General features: G+C 61.4%; 8 protein-coding genes. 5 read left to right on the forward strand and 3 right to left on the reverse strand.

Annotated features, from left to right (window positions below; genetic code table 11):
• Window positions 1-71 precede the first annotated feature (71 nt).
• Both ABVN21_RS04400 and ABVN21_RS04405 read left to right on the forward strand, forming a co-directional pair.
• Window positions 72-13049 carry a non-ribosomal peptide synthetase gene (locus tag ABVN21_RS04400; protein WP_339556194.1) on the forward strand — a complete coding sequence of 4326 codons (12978 nt, stop codon included), beginning with the start codon at window positions 72-74 and terminating at the stop codon, window positions 13047-13049.
• Window positions 13050-13259: 210 nt separating this feature from the next.
• Window positions 13260-14072, forward strand: coding sequence for an alpha/beta fold hydrolase (locus ABVN21_RS04405; RefSeq protein WP_339556195.1), 813 nt, complete (start codon window positions 13260-13262; stop codon window positions 14070-14072).
• 50 nt (window positions 14073-14122) lie between these two features.
• Here ABVN21_RS04405 and dsbG read toward each other — a convergent pair whose 3' ends face one another.
• From dsbG to dsbD, 3 genes are read right to left on the reverse strand one after another with little or no spacing between them, the layout of a single operon-like run.
• Complete coding sequence (gene dsbG, locus ABVN21_RS04410) at window positions 14123-14890, reverse strand: thiol:disulfide interchange protein DsbG (RefSeq protein ID WP_339556196.1); 768 nt, start codon at window positions 14888-14890, stop codon at window positions 14123-14125.
• A complete protein-coding gene (locus ABVN21_RS04415; protein ID WP_339556197.1) occupies window positions 14866-15720 on the reverse strand; it encodes a TlpA disulfide reductase family protein in 855 nt (284 codons plus the stop codon). The genes dsbG and ABVN21_RS04415 overlap by 25 nt, the downstream gene beginning before the upstream one ends.
• Window positions 15720-17456, reverse strand: coding sequence for a protein-disulfide reductase DsbD (dsbD, locus tag ABVN21_RS04420; RefSeq protein ID WP_339556198.1), 1737 nt, complete (start codon window positions 17454-17456; stop codon window positions 15720-15722). Before dsbD ends, ABVN21_RS04415 begins: the two co-directional genes overlap by 1 nt.
• A gap of 700 nt (window positions 17457-18156) precedes the next feature.
• Between dsbD and ABVN21_RS04425 the strand changes: the two genes are divergently transcribed.
• From ABVN21_RS04425 to ABVN21_RS04435, 3 genes are all read left to right on the forward strand, one after another.
• Window positions 18157-18837 carry a response regulator gene (locus ABVN21_RS04425; protein WP_339556199.1) on the forward strand — a complete coding sequence of 227 codons (681 nt, stop codon included), beginning with the start codon at window positions 18157-18159 and terminating at the stop codon, window positions 18835-18837.
• Window positions 18834-20159, forward strand: a complete 1326-nt coding sequence (locus ABVN21_RS04430) for an ATP-binding protein (protein ID WP_339556200.1) — start codon at window positions 18834-18836, stop codon at window positions 20157-20159. Before ABVN21_RS04425 ends, ABVN21_RS04430 begins: the two co-directional genes overlap by 4 nt.
• Window positions 20160-20364: 205 nt before the next feature.
• Window positions 20365-20850 carry a GNAT family N-acetyltransferase gene (locus ABVN21_RS04435; RefSeq protein ID WP_339556201.1) on the forward strand — a complete coding sequence of 162 codons (486 nt, stop codon included), beginning with the start codon at window positions 20365-20367 and terminating at the stop codon, window positions 20848-20850.
• Window positions 20851-20915: the final 65 nt, after the last annotated feature.

The following is a 20915-nucleotide window of genomic DNA, read 5'->3' on the forward strand; positions in this document are numbered from 1 at the left end:
CGCGCCCTTGAATGGGGCGCGACGTAAGAAAACCGATTCCAATTGCAAGCCGAATTCAGGCAGGAAACCTCATGACCGACGCGTTCGAACTCCCCAGCACACTGGTCCAAGCCCTTCAGCGCCGCGCGGCGCTGACGCCGGATCGGGTGGCCTTGCGTTTTCTCGCCGAAACCCGGGACCAGGCTGTGGTGCTCAGTTATCGCGAGTTGGATCAGCGAGCGCGAACGATTGCCGGCGCGTTGCAGGCCGAAGCTGATTTTGGCGACCGCGCGGTGCTGTTGTTTCCCAGCGGTCCGGATTACGTCGCGGCGTTCTTTGGTTGCCTGTATGCCGGCGTAATCGCGGTGCCGGCCTATCCGCCGGAGTCGACGCGCCGTCATCACCAGGAGCGTCTGCTGTCGATCATCAGCGATGCCGAACCGCGCCTGTTGTTGACCAGCGCCGATCTGCGCGACGCATTGCTGCAAATCGAAGGCGCGCCGCCGCTGCTGTGTGTCGATACCCTCGACAACACGCTGGCCGAGCGTTGGGTTGCACCGGACCTGCAGTACGATCACATCGCCTTCCTGCAATACACCTCCGGATCCACCGCGTTGCCCAAAGGCGTGCAAGTCAGTCACGGTAACCTGGTGGCCAATGAGTTGCTGATCCGCCACGGTTTCGGCATCGATGTGAACCCCGACGACGTGATCGTCAGCTGGCTGCCGCTGTACCACGACATGGGTTTGATTGGTGGCCTGTTGCAGCCGATCTTCAGCGGCGTGCCCTGCGTATTGATGTCGCCCGCGTACTTTCTCGGCCGGCCGTTGCGCTGGCTGGAAGCGATCAGCGAGTACGGCGGTACGATCAGCGGCGGGCCGGATTTCGCCTACCGTTTGTGCAGCGAGCGGGTCAGCGAATCAGCGCTGGAGCGCCTCGACCTGAGCGGCTGGCGCGTGGCGTATTCCGGTTCAGAACCGATTCGCCTCGACACTCTTGAGCGCTTCGCCGAGAAGTTCGCCAGTTGTGGTTTCCGCGAAGACAGTTTCATGGCCTCTTACGGTCTGGCCGAAGCCACGCTGTTTGTGGCCGGCACACCGCGCGGTCAAGGCATCGGCAACCTGCGCGTCGACGATCAAGCCTTGGCGCAAAACCGCGCCGAGACGGGCGAGGGCAGCACGATCATGAGCTGCGGCGTCAGCCAGCCGGATCACGCGGTGCTGATTTTCGACCCGCTCTCGCTCATCGAACTCAATGACAACGCGATCGGCGAAGTCTGGGCCGCCGGCCCAAGCATCGCCCACGGCTACTGGCGTAACCCCGAAGCTACCGCCAAGACCTTCGTCCAGCACGCCGGCCAAACCTGGCTGCGTACCGGTGACCTTGGGTTCATGCGCGACGGCGAGCTGTTCATCACTGGACGCCTGAAAGACATGCTGATCGTGCGCGGTCACAACCTTTATCCACAGGACATCGAGCAGACCGTCGAACGCGAAGTGGAGGTGGTGCGCAAAGGTCGCGTCGCGGCGTTCGCAGTCAATACCGACGGCCAGGAAGGCATTGGTATCGCCGCGGAAATCAGCCGCAGCGTGCAAAAAATCCTCCCGCCTGAAATGTTGATCAAAGCCATTCGCCAAGCCGTGGCCGAGGCCTGTCAGGAAGCGCCGAGTGTCGTGGTGCTGCTCAATCCGGGCGCGTTGCCCAAGACCTCCAGCGGTAAATTGCAGCGCTCGGCATGCCGCAATCGGCTGGCGGATGGCAGCCTCGACAGCTACGCGGTGTTCCCTTCAACGGTTACTGAAAGCACTGCCAACACAGGATCGGGCACCGAGCTGCAAACCTTGATCGGCCAGATATGGTGCGAGCAATTGCAGGTCAGACAGGTGAACGCCGACGATCACTTTTTCTTGCTCGGCGGTAACTCCATCGCGGCGACGCAGGTGGTGGCGCGATTGCGTGAAGCACTCGGTCTGGAGCTGAACTTGCGCCTGTTGTTCGAAGCACCGACCCTCGGTGCATTCGCCGACGTTGTGGCCCGACAACAGGACGGCGGGCTGGCGCAAGGCTCAATCACCACGCTGTCGCGAACAGAAGCCATGCCGCAATCCCTAGCGCAAAACCGTCTGTGGATCACCTGGCAACTGGATCCACAAAGCAGCGCCTACAACATTCCCGGCGCCTTGCGCCTGCGGGGCGAGCTGGACGAAAACGCGTTGCGCGGCAGTTTCCAGCAATTGATCGAGCGGCATGAATCCCTGCGCACGCGGTTCTTCGAGCGTGACGGCGTGGCGTTGCAACAGGTCGACGCGGCCGCTGAATTCAACCTGCAACGCATCGACATCAGCGACCTGCCAGTGACCGAACGCGAAGCCCGCGCGCAGCAAATCCGCGAAGACGAAGCGCGCACCCAGTTCGATCTGGAAAAAGGCCCGCTGCTGTGGGTGACGCTGGTGCGCCTCGATGACGAAGACCATCAACTGTTGGTGACAATGCACCACATCATCGCTGACGGCTGGTCGCTGAACGTCTTGATCGACGAGTTTTCGCGACTGTACGCGGCGGCTGCTCAAGGGCAACCGGCGACGCTCGCGCCACTGCCCACGCAGTACGCCGACTACAGCAGCTGGCAGCGGCAATGGCTGGCGCAAGGGGAGGGCGAGCGTCAACTGGCTTACTGGAAAACGCGGTTGGGCGATGAGCATCCAACCCTGAGCCTGGCCACCGACCATCCGCGTTCGGCGCAACGACTGCACAGCGCCGCCCGCCACACCGTGCGCCTGGACGCGCGTCTGAGCGATGCCATTCGCCAGACCGCCCAGGCCCATGAATCGACGTCTTTCATGCTGCTGCTGGCCGCGTTCCAGGCTTTGTTGCACCGCTACAGCGGTCAGCGTGACATCCGCATCGGCGTGCCGAACGCCAACCGTCCGCGTCTGGAAACCCAAGGCCTGATTGGTTTCTTCATCAACACCCAGGTGCTGCGCGCCGAATTGGATTCACGGCTGCCTTTCGCCGAGTTGTTGGGGCAAATCCGTCAGGCTGCGTTGGGTGCGCAAGCGCATCAGGATCTCCCCTTCGAACAGCTGCTCGAAGCCTTCCCCCAAGCGCGTGAACAGGGGCTGTTCCAGGTCATGTTCAACCACCAGCAACGCGACCTCAGCGCCTTGAAACGCCTCCCGGGGCTGCTGGCCGAAGAGTTGCCGTGGCACAGCCGCGAAGCCAAGTTTGATCTGCAATTGCACAGCGAAGAAGACCGCAACGGTCGCTTGAACCTGTCCTTCGACTACGCCAGCGAATTATTCGACACGGCGACCATCGAGCGTCTGGCCGGGCATTACTGCAACCTGTTGCGCGAAGCCTGCGAGCGCCCGCAAACGGCCCTTGGCGATCTGCAATTGCTGACCGGAGCGGAGTTCCGCCAGCAAGCTGATTGGGCTGTTGCACCGTGCACCCCCGCCGGCCAATGGCTGCCCGAACTGCTCAATGAACAGGCACGCCAGACCCCGGAACGCGTTGCGCTGATGTGGGACGGCGGCAGCCTCGATTTCGCCGAGCTGCACACCCAGGCCAATCGCCTGGCTCATTACCTGCGCGACAAAGGTGTGGGGCCGGACGTTTGCGTGGCCATCGCCGCCGAGCGTTCACCGCAACTGCTCATCGGCTTATTGGCGATTATCAAGGCCGGAGGCGCTTATGTACCGCTCGATCCGGACTACCCGGCCGAGCGCCTCGCCTACATGCTCAAGGACAGCGGCGTTGATTTGTTGCTGACGCAAACCCAGTTGCTCGATCGCCTGCCGGCCACCGCTGGCGTGAGCGTGATCGCCATGGATGCCCTGCATCTGGAGCGCTGGCCGAGTCAAACGCCGGGCCTGCATCTGCACGGCGATAACCTGGCGTACGTGATCTACACGTCCGGCTCCACCGGTCAGCCAAAGGGTGTCGGCAATACCCATGCGGCCCTCGCCGAGCGCCTGCTATGGATGCAAAACACCTACCGCTTGAATGAAACCGATGTGCTGATGCAAAAGGCGCCGATCAGTTTCGACGTGTCGGTGTGGGAATGCTTCTGGCCGCTGATCACGGGTGCTCGCTTGTTGATCGCCGGCCCCGGTGAACACCGCGATCCGCACCGCATCGCGCAGCTTGTTCAGCAGTACGACGTAACCACGCTGCACTTCGTGCCGCCGCTGCTTTCGTTGTTCATCGACGAACCGCTCAGCGCCGAATGCACCAGCCTGCGCCGCGTGTTTTCCGGCGGCGAAGCCTTGCCGGCCGAACTGCGCAACCGCGTGCTGGATCAACTGCCTGCGGTGCAACTGCACAACCGCTACGGCCCGACCGAAACCGCGATCAACGTCACCCATTGGCACTGCACCCGCGCCGATGGCGAACGCTCGCCAATTGGCCGTCCGCTAAGCAACGTGCTTTGCCGCGTACTCGACAGTGATCTCAACCCGGTGCCGGCCGGTGTGCCGGGAGAACTGTGTATCAGCGGCATTGGCCTGGCTCGTGGTTATCTGGGCCGTCCGGGTTTGACCGCCGAACGTTTCGTGGTCGATCCACTGGGCGAGCAGGGCGCGCGTCTGTACCGCACCGGCGACCGTGCTCGCTGGACCGCCGATGGCGTGATCGAATACCTCGGTCGTCTCGATCAGCAGGTCAAACTGCGCGGCTTCCGCGTCGAACCGGAAGAAATCGAGGCGCGACTGCTGGCGCAGGACGGCGTTGCGCAAGCGGTGGTGCTGGTTCGTGAAACCTCGGCCGGTGCTCAGTTGATCGGTTACTACACCGCCGATGCCACTGAGGCCGAAGAAGCCCTGTCCACGCGCCTGAAAACCGCATTGGCGGCGCAACTGCCGGAATACATGGTCCCGGCGCAACTGATGCGCCTCGACGAAATGCCCCTCAGCCCGAGCGGCAAACTCGACCGCCGCGCCTTGCCGGAACCGCAGTGGCAAGTGCGTGAACACGTCGAGCCGGTGACCGGACTGGAACAACAAATCGCCGGTATCTGGCGTGAAGTGTTGGGCCTTCAGCAAGTCGGCTTGCGTGACGATTTCTTCGCCCTCGGCGGCCACTCGTTGCTGGCCACGCAAATCATCTCCCGCACCCGCCAGGCCTGCGACGTCGAGTTGCCGTTGCGCGCACTGTTCGAGAACAGCGAACTGGGCGCCTTCGCCGAGCAGGTGCGCCTGATACAGGCCAGCGGCAGCACCAACCAACAACCGACGATTGAAAAAGTCGACCGCAGCCAGCCGGTGCCGCTGTCCTATTCCCAGCAGCGCATGTGGTTCCTCTGGCAGATGGAACCGGACAGCCCGGCCTACAATGTTGGCGGCATGGCGCGCCTGCGCGGGGTGCTGGATGTCGGGCGTTTCGACGCGGCGCTGCAAGCGCTGATCCTGCGTCACGAAACCCTGCGCACCACGTTCCCGAGTGTCAACGGCGTGGCCCGTCAGCAGGTGCATGCAGAGACCGGCGTGCGCATGGACTGCAAGGATTTCTCGGCGCTGGACGCCGCCGCCCGCGAACAACGGGTGCAGCAACTGGCCGACGATGAAGCGCACCAGCCGTTCGATCTGGAAACCGGGCCATTGCTGCGCGCCTGTCTGGTCAAGACCGCCGCGCACGAACATTACCTGGTGCTGACCCTGCACCACATCGTCACCGAAGGCTGGGCAATGGACATTTTTGCCCGGGAACTCAGCGCGCTTTACGAAGCGTTTGTCGATGACCGCGAATCGCCCTTGCAACCGCTGCCGGTGCAATACCTCGATTACAGCGTCTGGCAGCGGCTTTGGCTGGAGTCCGGCGAACGTCAGCGCCAACTCGACTACTGGATCAATCAACTGGGCCGCGAACATCCATTGCTGGAACTGCCCGGCGACCGTCCGCGCCCGCCAGTGCAAAGTCATCGGGGCGAATTGTTCCGTTTCGACCTCAGCGATGACCTCGCGGCACGGGTCCGCGCCTTCAATGCGCAAAACGGCCTGACCCTGTTCATGACCATGACCGCCGCGCTCGCCGTGCTGCTTTACCGTTATAGCGGCCAGACCGACTTGCGCATCGGCGCGCCGGTGGCCAACCGCATTCGCCCGGAAAGCGAAGGGCTGATCGGCGCGTTCCTCAACACCCACGTGCTGCGTTGCCAGCTCGACGGCCAGATGAGCGTCGGTGAGTTGCTGGAGCAGGTGCGCCACACGGTCATCGAAGGTCAGTCCCACCAGGACCTGCCGTTCGATCATCTGGTGGAAGCCTTGCAGCCACCGCGCAGTGCCGCGTACAACCCGCTGTTCCAGGTGATGTGCAACGTGCAGCGCTGGGAATTCCAGCAGAGCCGCAAGCTCGCCGGCATGACCGTCGAATACCTGGCCAACGATGCCCGCGCGACCAAGTTCGACCTCAACCTGGAAGTCACTGACCTCGATCATCGCTTGGGTTGCTGCCTGACCTACAGCACCGATCTGTTTGACGAACCGCGCATCGCACGCATGGCCGCACACTGGCGCAACCTGCTGGAAGCGTTACTGGCCGATCCGCGACAACGCCTCAGTGAACTGCCGTTGCTCGAAGCCACGGAGCAGCAAAAACTGCTCGACAGCCTCGGTGTCGAGCCGGGTGAACATCGCCTCGACCAGTGCATCCATCACCTGTTCAGCGAACAGGCGTTGGCGTGTCCCGATGCGCTGGCACTGACCTTCGCCGGGCAAACCCTGAGCTATGCCGAACTCGACAGTCGAGCCAATCGCCTGGCGTGGATGCTGCGCGAGCGTGGCGTTGGTCCGCAGGTTCGCGTTGGCCTGGCGCTGGAGCGTTCGCTGGAGATGGTCGTCGGCCTGCTGGCGATCCTCAAGGCTGGCGGCGCTTACGTGCCGCTGGACCCGGAGTACCCGCTCGAGCGCCTGCATTACATGATCGAAGACAGCGGCATCGGTTTGCTGCTCAGCGATGCGGCGATGTTCGAAGCCCTCGGCGAATTACCGTCATCGGTGGCTCGCTGGTGTCTTGAAGAGGACGCCGCCGCACTGGCCGATTACCCGACCAGCGAACTGCCGTTTATCAGCCTGCCGCAGCATCAGGCGTACCTGATCTACACCTCGGGTTCCACTGGAAAACCGAAAGGCGTGGTGGTGTCCCACGGCGAAATCGCCATGCATTGCCGCGCGGTGATCAAGCGTTTCGGCATGCGCCCCGACGACTGCGAACTGCACTTCTATTCGATCAACTTCGACGCCGCCACTGAGCGTCTGTTGGTGCCGCTGTTGAGCGGAGCCCAGGTGGTTTTGCGTGCCCAGGGGCAGTGGGACGCCGAAGAAATCTGCGCACTGATTCGTCGTCACCACATCAACATTCTCGGCTTCACACCAAGCTACGGCAGCCAGTTGGCGCAGTGGTTGGCCACGCAAAATGAAACCTTGCCGGTGCGCATGATCATTACCGGCGGCGAGGCATTGACCGGCGAACACTTGCAGCGGATTCGCGCAGCGTTCACACCGAACCTGTTCTTCAACGCCTACGGGCCGACCGAAACCGTGGTCATGCCATTGGCCAGCCTGGCGCCTGAAGTGTTGGAAGAAGGCGCTGGCAGTGTGCCGATCGGCAGCGTCATCGGCGATCGCGTGGCGTACATTCTTGATGCCGATCTGGCCTTGGTACCGCAAGGCGCGACGGGTGAGTTGTACGTCGGCGGCGCGGGTCTGGCCCAGGGTTATCACCAGCGTCCGGGCATGACGGCTGAACGCTTTGTTGCCGACCCGTTCACCCGCAGCGGTGGGCGTCTGTATCGCACCGGCGACCTGGTACGCCAGCGTGCCGATGGCCTGGTGGAATATCTCGGGCGTATCGACCATCAAGTGAAAATTCGTGGTTTCCGCATCGAGTTAGGCGAGGTTGAAACCCGTCTGCTGGAACATGAATCAGTGCGCGAAGCTGTGGTGCTGGCGCTCGATGCACCGAGCGGCAAGCAATTGGTTGGCTATCTGGTCTCCGAAATCGCCGAACAGGACGAGTCGCAACAAGCCGCATTGCGCGAGTCCCTCAAGTCGCACCTCAAGTCCCAGTTGCCGGATTACATGGTGCCGACTCACCTGATATTGCTGGCCAGCATGCCGCTGACCGCCAACGGCAAACTCGACCGTCGCGCACTACCGGCGCCGGATCCGGAGCTGAACCGTCAGCACTATGTGGCGCCAAGCAACGAACTGGAGCTGACGTTGGCGCAGATCTGGTGTGAGGTGCTGAACGTCGAACAGGTCGGTCTCAACGACAACTTCTTCGAACTCGGCGGCGACTCGATCCTGTCGATTCAAGTGGTCAGCCGTGCGCGGCAGCAGGGCATTCACTTCAGCCCCCGCGACTTGTTCCAGCACCAGACCGTGCAAACCCTCGCCGCCGTGGCAACCCGCACCGAGCAGGTTACGGCCGAGCAAGGTTTGCTCAGCGGCGAATCGCGCCTGACACCGATCCAGCACTGGTTCTTCGACACCGACATCCCGCAGCGCCAGCACTGGAACCAGGCTTTGCTGCTGGAGCCGACCGTTGCGCTGGAACCCCATCGCCTTGAGCAAGCGCTGCTGGCGGTGCTTGAACAGCACGATGCCTTGCGCCTGCGCTTCAGCGAAGTGGGTGGCCAATGGCGCGCCGAGCATCAGGCGATTTCCGACGCGGCGGCGCTGTGGCAAGTACGGGTTCCGGGCATGGATAAATGCGTGGCAATTTTCGCCGATGCCCAACGCAGCCTCGACCTCGCAGAAGGGCCGCTGATGCGTGCGTTGCTGGTTGATGGCCCAGAAGGGCAGCAACGGTTGTTCATCGCCATTCACCACCTGGTCGTGGACGGGGTTTCCTGGCGCGTGCTGCTGGACGATCTGCAAACGGTGTATCGCCAACTCGACACGCAGCAGCCGGTGCAACTGCCAGCGAAAACCAGCGCGTTTAAGGATTGGGCCGCACGCTTGCAGGCGTATGCCGGCAGCGAGTCCCTGCGCGAAGAATTGAACTGGTGGCAGATGCAACTGGCCGGGCCGAACGCCGGGTTGCCGTGTGATCGCCCCGAGGGCGGTCGGCAGAATCGCCATGCGCAAACCGTTAGCGTGCGTCTCGACAGCGAGCGTACCCGCCAACTGCTGCAACAGGCGCCGAGTGCCTATCGCACCCAGGTCAACGACCTGCTGCTGACCGCATTGGCCCGTGTGCTGTGCCGCTGGAGCGGACATGAATCGGCGCTGATTCAACTGGAAGGCCATGGCCGCGAGGCGCTGTTCGACGAGATCGACCTGACCCGCACCGTCGGCTGGTTCACCAGTGCCTATCCACTGCGGTTGACGCCAGAGAACGAGCAGGGTGCTTCGATCAAGGCAATCAAGGAACAGCTGCGCGCCGTGCCGCACAAAGGGCTCGGTCATGGCGTGCTGAGTTATCTCGCCGACAATCAGTGCCGCCAGTCCATGGCCGCGTTGCCGCTGGCGCCCATCACGTTCAACTACCTCGGTCAGTTCGACCAGAGCTTCGGCAGTGAGGCGCTGTTCCGTCCACTGGATGAGCCGGTCGGTGTCGCGCACGATCCGAAAGCACCGTTGCCTAACGAGCTGAGCGTCGACAGTCAGGTCTATGGCGGTGAACTGCTGCTGCGCTGGACCTTCAGCGCCGAACGCTACGACCCGCAGACCATCAATGAGTTGGCCGAATCTTACTTGGGCGAGCTGACCAGCCTGATTGAGCATTGCTTGGGCGACGATGCCGGTGGCCTGACGCCGTCAGACTTCCCGCTGGCCAAACTGAACCAGGCGCAACTGGATGCACTGCCGGTTCCCGCCAGCGTCATCGAAGACGTCTACCCGCTGACGCCGATGCAGGAAGGCATGTTGCTGCATACGCTGCTGGAACCGGGCACCGGCTTGTATTACATGCAGGACCGCTACCGCATCAACAGCGAACTCGACCCGCAGCGTTTCGCCCAGGCCTGGCAAGCGGTGATCGCCCGCCACGAAGCCTTGCGCGCCTCGTTCTGCTGGAACGTTGGCGAAGACATGTTGCAGGTTATCCACAAGCCGGGCAGCACGCCGATCGAATACCTCGACTGGAGCGATATCGCCGAGGCCGAGCAGGAACCGAAGCTGCAAGCACTTCTGAAAAGCGAGCGCGAGGCCGGGTTCGATCTGCTCAAGCAGGCACCGTTCCACCTGCGTTTGATCCGGGTCGGCGCGGCGCGTTACTGGTTCATGATGAGCAATCACCATATCCTCATCGATGCCTGGTGCCGTTCGCTGCTGATGAACGATTTCTTTGAAATCTACACCGCCCTTGGTGAAGGCCGGGAAGCGCAACTGCCGATGCCGCCGCGTTATCGCGACTACATCGGCTGGCTGCAGCACCAGAGCCTGGCCGAAGCGCGGCAGTGGTGGAAAACCAACCTTCAAGGCTTTGAACGCACGACGCCGATCCCGAGCGACCGGCCCTTCCTGCGCGAGCACGCAGGCGACAGCGGCGGCATGATCGTCGGCGACAGCTATACCCGACTGGATGCCCGTGACGGCGCGCAACTGCGTGAACTCGCACAGGCTCATCAACTGACCATCAACACCTTCGCCCAGGCTGCGTGGGCCTTGGTACTGCGGCGCTTGAGCGGTGATCGAGACGTGCTCTTCGGCGTCACGGTGGCGGGCCGTCCGGTGGACATGCCGGAAATGCAACGCACCGTCGGCCTGTTTATCAACAGCATCGCGCTGCGGGTGAAAATGCCGGAAGACCATCAGCGTTGCAGTGTTCGCCAATGGCTGGCGGCACTGCTCGACAGCAACATGCAGCTGCGCGAGTACGAGTACCTGCCGCTGGTGAGCATTCAGGAACACAGCGAATTGCCGAAAGGCCAGCCGCTGTTCGACAGTTTGTTTGTGTTCGAAAATGCCCCGGTGGAAGTGTCGGTGATGGACCGCGCGCAGAGCCTCAACGCGACGTCGGATTCGGGCCGCACCCACACCAACTTCCCGCTGACGGCGGTGTGCTATCCGGGCGATGACCTGGGTTTGCATCTGTCCTACGATCAGCGTTACTTCGACCAATCCACGGTCGAGCGCATGCTCGCTGAGTTCAAGCGCCTGTTGCTGGCGCTGGTCGAAGGCTTCCATGGCGACATGGCGGACTTGCCGTTGCTAGGCGACGAGGAACGGGAGTTCCTCGTCCACGGCTGCAACCAGAGCGAGCACCAATACCCGCTGGAGCAAAGCTACGTTTCACTGTTTGAAGCGCAGGTGGCCGAGCATCCACAGCGGATCGCCGCCAGTTGCCTGGATCAGCACTACAGCTACCTTGAACTGAACCAGCGCAGTAATCGTCTCGGCCATGCGCTGATTGCGGCGGGTGTCGGACTGGATCAACCGGTGGCGCTGCTGGCCGAACGCAGTCTCGATTTGCTCGGCATGATCATTGGTAGCTTCAAGGCGGGCGCAGGTTATCTGCCGCTGGATCCGGGTCTTCCAAGCCAGCGCCTGAGCCGCATCATCGACCTGAGCCGCACGCCGTTGCTAGTTTGCACTCAAGCTTGTCACGAGCAGGCGCTGGCGTTGCTGGAGGAGTTCGGTTGCGCAAATCGACCTCGGTTGCTGGTCTGGGAAGAGGTGCAGGCGAGCGATGTCTCGCTGGCCAATCCGGGCATCTACAGCGCTCCGGATAACCTGGCCTACGTGATCTACACCTCGGGCTCCACCGGTTTGCCGAAAGGCGTGATGGTCGAACAGCGCGGCATGCTCAACAACCAGTTGAGCAAGGTACCGTATCTGAACCTGAGCGCTGCCGACGTGATCGCCCAGACCGCTTCGCAAAGCTTCGATATTTCCGTCTGGCAGTTCCTCGCCGCGCCGTTGTTCGGTGCGCGGGTCGACATCGTGCCGAACACCATCGCCCACGATCCGCAGGGTTTGCTCGCCCATGTGCAGAGCCAGGGCATCACCGTGCTGGAAAGCGTGCCTTCGCTGATCCAGGGCATGCTCGCCCAGGAACGCATGAGCCTCGATGGCCTGCGCTGGATGCTGCCGACCGGAGAAGCGATGCCGCCGGAACTCGCGCATCAGTGGTTGCTGCGTTATCCGGACATCGGTTTGGTGAACGCCTACGGACCTGCGGAATGCTCGGATGACGTGGCGTTCTTCCGTGTCGATGTGGCTTCGACTCGCGGCAGCTATTTGCCGATTGGCACGCCGACCGACAACAACCGTTTGTACCTGCTCGACGGGGCGCTGGACTTGGTGCCGCTGGGCGCGGTGGGTGAGTTGTGTGTTGCCGGCACCGGCGTCGGGCGTGGTTATGTCAGCGATCCGCTGCGCACGGCCCAGGTGTTTGTGCCCAATCCGTTCGGCGCGCCGGGGGATCGTCTGTATCGCACCGGCGACCTGGCCCGCCGCCGCAGTGATGGCGTGCTGGAATACGTCGGGCGCATCGACCATCAGGTAAAGATTCGCGGCTACCGCATCGAGCTGGGCGAAATCGAAGCACGCCTGCATGAACAACCGGAAGTCCGCGAAGCAGCGGTCGGTGTGCAGGAGGGCGTCAACGGCAAGCATCTGGTGGGCTATCTGGTGGCGGCGGATTCCGCGCTCAATCCTGCTGAACGGCTGGAGCGGATCAAGCAACGCCTGCGCGCCGAACTGCCGGAATACATGGTGCCGCTGCACTGGCTATGGCTCGATAAGCTGCCGCTCAACGCCAACGGCAAACTGGACCGAAAGGCCCTGCCGGCGCTGGAAATCGGGCAATTGCAAAGCCAGGACTATCAGGCACCGCGCAATGAGCTGGAGCAGACGTTGGCTTCGATCTGGGCCGAGGTGCTGAAGGTGGAAAAGGTTGGTGTTCGCGACAACTTCTTCGAACTGGGCGGGCATTCTCTGCTGGCCACGCAGATTGCCTCGCGGGTGCAGAAAACCCTGCAACGGGATGTGCCGCTGCGGGCGATGTTCGAGTGCAGCACGGTGGAGGAACTGGCCGAGTACATCGATGGGTTGGCGGCGAGTGATATGACTGAGGAGAAGGTCGATCGGCTGAATGATTTGATGGCGGAGCTGGAGGGGCTTTGACTCTCTAGTGTTTGTACTGGCCTCATCGCTGGCAAGCCAGCGCCTACAGGTTGGTGGCGTGTTCGCAATTCTGTAGGAGCTGGCTTGCCAGCGATGGCGTCAGTCCAGGCACCACAATGCCCACTGAACATACCTATACAATCGTGTAGTTGACTGTGGTCGAGCAGCGGCTCAGCCTTGCGGCTCCACTTTTTCCCGCGGAGCCATCCGATGCCCTTCGTAACGATAGACGGCCAACCCCTCCACTACATCGACCATGGCGCCGGTCCGGCGGTGCTGCTGGCCGGCAGTTATCTGTGGGACCAGTCCATGTGGGCGCCGCAGATTGCCGCGTTGTCCCAGCAGTATCGGGTGATCGCACTGGACTTGTGGGGCCACGGTGAATCCGGGCCGCTGCCCGAAGGTACAACGTCGCTGGATGACATCGCACGCCAAGCCTTGGGGCTGCTCGATCATCTGGATATCGATCGCGTGACGCTGGTCGGCCTGTCGGTCGGAGGAATGTGGGGCGTGCGTCTGGCGCTGTCGGCACCGCAACGGCTCAATGGCTTGGTGTTGATGGACACCTATGTGGGTGTCGAGCCGGAACCGACTCGCCAGTATTATTTTTCGCTGTTCAAGATGATCGAAGAAACCGGTGTGATTGCACCGCAATTGCTGGACATCGTGGTGCCGATTTTCTTCCGTCCGGGTATCGATCCGCAGTCGGCGTTGTACCAGGACTTCCGCGCCAGACTCGCCGCGCTGCCGACTGAGCGGTTGCGCGAAAGCATCGTGCCGACGGGGCGGATTACTTTTGGCCGGGATGATTTGTTGCCGCGTCTGGGCGAATTGAACGCCGCGACGACGTTGGTGATCTGTGGCGATCAGGACAAGCCACGGCCGCCTTCGGAGGCACGTGAAATGGCGGAGTTGATTGGTTGTCCATGTGTGCTGGTGCCGGAGGCGGGGCATATCTCAAATCTGGAGAATCCAGAGTTCGTCACCGAGGCTTTGCTCGAGTTTCTGGCCCGAAGAAATTAGTCGGTTGCAATGGCCCCATCGCGAGCAGGCTCGCGATGGGGCCGATGAGGTCACTTCGGCCCAAGAATCTTCGCCAACTTGTCCGGCGACGGCGCCCCTTGCTGTTGCTGTAACTCACCCTTGTCATCCATATAGAAAATCGCTGGCGTGGCTTGCAGCTCCAGGTCTTCCATCAACTGCATATTGGCTGCGAGTTTTGCCTGAACGGCCGGTGGCACTTCCTTCAAGGCCTTGAGTGAACTGGCTTTGCCGGCCGCTTCGTGGTCCGCCAGGGCTTTTTGTGGGTCCTTTGCAGCCAGCAGTGCCGCAGATTTTCCCGGGCTGTCTTCACGAATGATACCGACCATGATGTGCCGCAATTGCACCTTCCCAGACTTGACCCAGGGCCGCGCCTGTTCCCAGAACATGTTGCAGTAAGGGCAATTCGGGTCACTGAACATGTACACGACGCGTGGCGCATCCTTCTTGCCGTCGGCAATCCAGTTGCTCGCTTCCATCTTGCCCCAGACTTCCTTGGACATTGGCGCGTACACCAGTTTCTGCAAGGGCGCGCTGCTCAGGTCGTTACCGTCGGCATCGTATAGATTGCCCAGCAGCACGTGCTTGCCATCGGGCGTCAGGTACAGCGCCATGCCGCGGTTCTGGTACTGCGCCGCATAGCCGCGCAAACCATCGGGGGCGTCGAACTGGCCGACGATTTTTGCACCCTTGGCTTCGATCTTCTTGATCGCCTCGGGCAGCTCTTCGGCCTGAACCGACGGTAGGTGCAGCAGGGCGGCACCCAGGGTCAGGGTCAGCAGGTGGCGGAGGCGGGGCATGGCGGTTTCCTTGAAGAAGTGACGGGTGCGGTGTCGAAGTTTTCCAGTGCGCGAGCCAGGCTGGCTTGCGACAGTTCACCCAAATGGCTGCCCAGCAGGCGACCGTCGGGGCTATAGAACAGCGTAGTCGGCAAGGCCATGGAGCCGACGGCCTGGCCCAGGCGGCCGCTGCCGTCGAACAGCACGTTGGACAGACTCAGGCCCTGGGTTTCCAGGAAGGTGCTGACGCTTTGCATGGTTTCGGCCTGATTGACGAACAGGAAGGTCAGGTCCGGGCGCTGCAGTTGGGCGTTTTCCAGCACCGGCATTTCCCGGCGACACGGCGGACACCAGGTGGCCCACAGATTGATCACCAACGGGCCGCCCTTGTAATCAGCCAGTTGCACGGTTTGCCCGGCGGCATTGCGCAGGGTGATTTCCGGCAGGCGCGTGCCTTGTTCATAAATCGTCAGGGAGAAGGTCGCCAGCAACCAGAACGCCAGGCCGCTGGCCACGCCAAAGCCCAACGGGCGGCGCAATCCCGGACGACGCCAGCCCCGATACAACGTCGCGAGCAACAGCGCGATCACCCCCGGCCAGGCGAGGAAACCGCCATCGCGCAGGTCGATGATCTGCCACGGATCGTTGCGATAGTGCATCCAGTACACCGCGACGAAACTGATTCGCGCGGCGAGCATGCCGATCAGGAACAGGCTGAACAACGCCGACTCGGGATTCTCGCCTCCGCGCTTGGCCACCCGCCAACCCACGAACGTCGCCAGCGCCAATGCGCTGATCAGCAGCAGATGGTTAAGCGCGATGGCAAAGGTGCCGAGGGTGAAGGTCAGCATTAACGGGCGTCTCGGGTGGTGGTCCAGCGTTGCAGGAAAGTATCGGCATCAACCTCACCGATGATGCGCTGGCTACGGCGCTCGTTGCCGTCGGCACCGATCCACAGCAGGCTCGGCGGCCCCGGCACTTTGTAACGGTCGAGCAGTTCGCGGCTGGCGGCATTGTCGGCGGTGACGTCAAGTCGGAGCAAGCGCACATCGCTGAGGGCTTCGAGCACCTTGGCTTTGCCGAACACCTGTTTTTCCATGACCTTGCACGACACACACCAGTCCGCATAGTAATCCAGCAGCACCCACTGACCCTGAGCTTGCGCCACGTCGAGTTCCCGTTGCAGCACGGCGGGGTCGTTGATGGTGGTGAAGGCGTCGTGGCCCGTTGGTTCGGCAGCGACAGCCGAGTTGGAAGCGCGGAAGACCTGCAACGGTTTGAAAGGATCATCACTGCCACCCGCCGCGCCGATCATCAACAGGCTGCCCCACAACCCCAGCAGCAGCGAGGTGGCGCCGAAAAGATGAGCGATGCGTCCGAAACCTTCTGACTGTTTCCAGGCGCTGTAGGCCGCGATCAACAGTAAGGCGCCACTCAGGCCGACCCACAACGATTCGTCCAGTACCGGACGCAACATCAGCAACGCCGTGGCGAGAAACAGGAAGCCGAAAATGCCTTTGACCAGGTTCATCCAGGCGCCAGGCTTGGGCATGAAGCGATTGCCGACGGTCACCAGCAACAGCAACGGCACACCGATGCCGATGCCCATGGCGAACAGAATCAACCCACCGTGCAATGCGTTGCCGCTCTGTGCAATGTAGAGCAGCGCGCCGGCCAGTGGCGCGGTCATGCACGGACCGACCAGCAAACCGGACAACGCGCCCAGCACACCGGCGCCGATCAGGCTGCCACCGCGCTGATTGCGCGAGACGTTTTCCAGGCGATCACGCACCGCCACCGGCAGTTGCAGTTCGAAGAAGCCAAACATCGGCAACGCCAGCAAAACGAAAATCGCCGCAAAACTGCCGAGCAACCAAGGATTTTGCAACCAGGCTTGCAGGTTCGCCCCGAGAGAGGCGGCCAACACACCCATCGCCGCATACACCAGCGCCATGCTCACCACATAGCTGCTGGCCAGGGCAAAACCGCGCTTGGGCTTAGCGCCACTGCCGACGATCAGTCCGGCCAGAATCGGCAGCATGGGTAACGAGCACGGGGTAAATGCCAGCAGCAGGCCGAGGCCGAAGAACACTAGCAGACTCCAGCCAAGAGCCCGTTGTTGCAGGCTGCTGGCCAAGGCTTGGTCCGGTGCTTCGTTGGGCGTCGTACTGGCGATTTTTCCGCCCAGATCTACAACCTGCGTCTGCGGTGGATAACACAATCCCGCATCGGCGCAACCCTGGAAGCTGACCTTGATCTGACCGCTGGCACCGGCCGGGATTTTCAATTCAAGGCCCTGACGATAGACCTGCTGTTCACCGAAAAACTCGTCGCTATGGGCTTCGCCCTCCGGCAGCACGGGATGCTGGTCGGCAGGCAAACCATCGAACTTCAGGCGTTTTTGATAAAGGTAATAACCGTCAGTGATTTGCCAATAGAGCTGTGTTTCACCCGAATCGAGGCGCTCGGAGGTGAAAACGAAGGCTTTTTCCACCGGCAAAAATTCAGGTTTGGTTTCGAACGGATTCGTTCCCGCCTGGGCCACCCCAGAGATCAAGAAAATAAAAAACAAAAACAGTCGACGCATGGGTAGGCCTTATCCCTTTGCAAGTGAGGTGCACAATGGCGGGCGGCGATTAACCAATGATTAACCGCGCCTGACCTCGTTGCGTCTTCAACTCCTCAGAAGTCCGGGCCAGCTTTCATCATCGATTTTTATGGGGCCAGACTCTGCTTTGTAGTTCTTGAGGTTGTATCTGATGTATTCGTTGTTGGTAAGAAATATGTAGTTTTTCCGTTGAAGTTAAGCGTTTGCCCTCTTCCATCGTTCAGGAGGAACTTGAAGATATACCTTCTTGTATGAGTGATAATTCCTGGTCCTTGCCACCAAGTTCCCGCGATGATTTTATCGAAGTAAGGGAGTAGTGGTTCCCAAATTGATCTGTAAACTTTATGGATGCCCTAGCTGTAGTCACCATCCTGATCGTACTCGCAGAACATTGGTGTACTTCCCTCGTAGAAAAATAGCCAAAGTATGTCTACGTCAAGCTCAATCCCTTTTCCTGAAATGATATTGGATGTGTGAAAGCCGAATCGAAAATTGTTCAGGTGTTTGTTCTATGTTTCTTTTTTAAAAAATTCGGGAGTGGCTATTTCAAAGTAAATAGTTGTCTGGCGATCGGCGCTTCAGCCTGGAAACGAGTGCTTTGCGGCTACCCGTCGACTTGCCATAATTAAGCCTTAATCCTGGATTGTTTGACTGACGCTTTCCTGCTGCGGAGCTCGCTATGCATGTACTCGTTTGCGAAGACGATGAGCTGATCGCCAGCGGCATTGTCGCCGGCCTGACCGCCCAAGGGCTGACCGTGGAGCACGTCGCCACGGCGTCCGCTGCCCGGGCGATGCTCAAGGTCGCGGAGTTCGACGTGATGGTGCTCGACCTCGGCCTGCCCGATGAAGACGGTCTCAAGCTGTTGCAGCAATTGCGCCACAACGGCCTGGAGCTGCCGGTGCTGATCCTCACGGCCCGGGATTCGGTCACTGACCGCGTTAACGGATTGCAGGCCGGCGCTGACGACTACCTGCTCAAGCCCTTCGATCTGCGTGAACTGGCCGCACGCTTGCACACCCTGTTGCGCCGAGTGGCGGGGCGCAGCGTCAACCTGATCGAACACGGCGCGCTGACTTACGACCCAAGCAGCCGCGAAACCACCCTGTCCGGGCAACCGGTTGACCTGTCGCGTCGCGAACAATCGCTGTTGCAGGCCTTGCTGCATAACCGTGGCCGTGTGCTGTCCACCGAGCAACTCAAGGACAGCGTCTACGGGTTCAACGACGAGTTGGAAAGCAACGCCCTTAACGTTCACATCCATCACCTGCGACGCAAACTCGGTAACGGCATTGTCGAGACCGTGCGCGGTCTGGGCTATCGCCTGGGCCCGGCCGATGGCGGAGATCAATCGAAGTGATGAGTTTGCGTTTGCGCCTGAGCCTGACGCTCGGCACCGCGTTTGCGCTGATCTGGGCGCTGGCGGCGGCCTGGATGCTCAGTGACCTGCGCAATCAAATGATGTTTTCCCTCGACCAGCGTCTGGTGGCGTCGGCGCGGATGGTCGCCGGGTTGATGGAGCAATTGCCGCCGTTACCGAGCAAGGGCGAGGGCACTCATTTCAGCGCCGAACAACTGAACATCCCCGGCGGCATGGCCTGTCAGGTCAGTTCGTTGCGCGGGGAAATCCTCGCCCGTAGCCACAGCGATCCGGGGCAACCCCTGGAGGCTGAGAAAATGGGCTTCCACGATCAGATGATCGACGGCGCACCGTGGCGCAGTTTCACCTTGACCAGGGGCGACTTGCGGATTACCACTGCCGACCGGCAGATTGAGCGTGAGGCCTTGAACATGTCGATCCTGCTCGCGGCCTCGGTGCCGGTCGGCGTCGCGTTGCTCGGTTGCCTGTGCCTGCTCTGGCTAGGCATCGGCCAGGGATTGGCACCGCTCAACCGGATGCGCGATGCCTTGATGCGCCGCAGCCCCGACTCGCTGGAACCCTTGCAGGTCCAGCCGTTGCCCAGTGAATTGCAACCGTTGCTGGAGACGCAGAACCAGCTGTTCCAGCGCATTGGCAAGACCATTGAACGCGAACGCCGCCTGACCGGTGACGCGGCCCATGAGTTGCGCAGCCCGCTGACCGCGATCAAAACCCACCTGCAAGTGGCGCGCATGACGGACGGTGTCGCTCGCGATCAATCCCTGGCTCGGGCCGAGGAGGGCGCCGACCGGTTGCATCGCACCCTTGAGCAATTGCTGCTGCTGGCGCGGGTCGAGGGCAGTCTGTCGTTCGATGACGGCGTGCAATGCAGCGCCGAGCAGGTGGCCAGACTGGCGATCCAGGACACCGCCGGCGGTGATCGCCAGCGCATCAAGTTCGAAGTGCAGGACAAGTTCTCTCACGCGCCGGTGAAAATGCCCGCGGTGCTATCGATCGCCGCGCTGCGCAATTTGCTCGATAACGCCCTGCGCCATACCCCCGGCGACGGAACAGTGGAGCTGAGCCTGCAAACCGCCGGCAATCGTGCGCGCTTCGTGGTGCGCGACCATGGTCCGGGCATTGCCGAGGACGACTTGCAACACCTGACCCAACGTTTCTGGCGCAACGGCCAGAGCACCGGCTGCGGCCTGGGCCTGGCGATTGTCCAGGCCATCGTCCAGCGTTGCGGTTGCACGCTGCATTTCGACAGCCGGCCGGATGGCTTGCGGGTTGAATTGACCATGCCGCTGCAACCGGCCTGACAAACACCACAAACCTTGTAGGAGCGGGCTTGCCCGGGATGAGGCCACGACATTCAATATCCATGTTGACTGTTACGCCGCCATTGCGGGTAAGACCGCTCCCACAGAATTCGTGTTGCACATCAAATGTAACTTCTCGCCATTGGCTGACCGGACTTCCCACGACTATCGTTCCTCATACTCAAAGGATTGAGGTGACCGCGCCATGGAAGCATCCGTACACACCTGCAAGGGAACCCCGGCGGACGCCGGAATCATCAGTCGAATTATCGAACGCTCGATCCGCGTCGGCTGCGCGCTCGACCATCGCAACGATCCGAATATCGTTGCCACCTGGACACATAACAAAACCATCGAGCACATCCAGCCTTGGCTGACCGACCCGCGGTTGTACCTGAACATCGCCCTGCTGCAGGACAAACCGGTTGGCGTTGCAATGGCCGCGACCAACGGCACGCTGGCGTTCTGTTACGTCCAGCCGGAATGGTTTCGTCGAGGGGCCGGGCAGGCGCTGGTGCAAGACCTCGAAGGCTGGTTGATTGCTCAAGGCCTGCGCCAGGTACGACTCAACAGCACCAAAACCAGCGAAGCGTTTTATCGACATCTGGGTTACGAGCCATGCGCCCGAACCTTTATGGTCGCGGGGCTGCATGCCATTCCCATGCACAAGGGCCTGGTGCCACCGTCATAGAAAGCCGATCGCGGGTCTAAATCCCCGGCGCCCTGATGCGTTTCCACAACAGGAAAACCTTATTG

The sequence above is a fragment of the Pseudomonas sp. MYb327 genome, assembly GCF_040438925.1.
In the GTDB taxonomy this organism is placed as follows: domain Bacteria; phylum Pseudomonadota; class Gammaproteobacteria; order Pseudomonadales; family Pseudomonadaceae; genus Aquipseudomonas.

Bases quoted from the DNA above. Each gene is read 5' to 3' on its own strand.
- ABVN21_RS04400 (WP_339556194.1), top strand. From the start codon at position 72: ATGACCGACGCGTTCGAACTCCCCAGCACACTGGTCCAAGCCCTTCAG.
- ABVN21_RS04405 (WP_339556195.1), top strand. From the start codon at position 13,260: ATGCCCTTCGTAACGATAGACGGCCAACCCCTCCACTACATCGACCAT.
- dsbG (WP_339556196.1), bottom strand. From the start codon at position 14,890: ATGCCCCGCCTCCGCCACCTGCTGACCCTGACCCTGGGTGCCGCCCTG.
- ABVN21_RS04415 (WP_339556197.1), bottom strand. From the start codon at position 15,720: ATGCTGACCTTCACCCTCGGCACCTTTGCCATCGCGCTTAACCATCTG.
- dsbD (WP_339556198.1), bottom strand. From the start codon at position 17,456: ATGCGTCGACTGTTTTTGTTTTTTATTTTCTTGATCTCTGGGGTGGCC.
- ABVN21_RS04425 (WP_339556199.1), top strand. From the start codon at position 18,157: ATGCATGTACTCGTTTGCGAAGACGATGAGCTGATCGCCAGCGGCATT.
- ABVN21_RS04435 (WP_339556201.1), top strand. From the start codon at position 20,365: ATGGAAGCATCCGTACACACCTGCAAGGGAACCCCGGCGGACGCCGGA.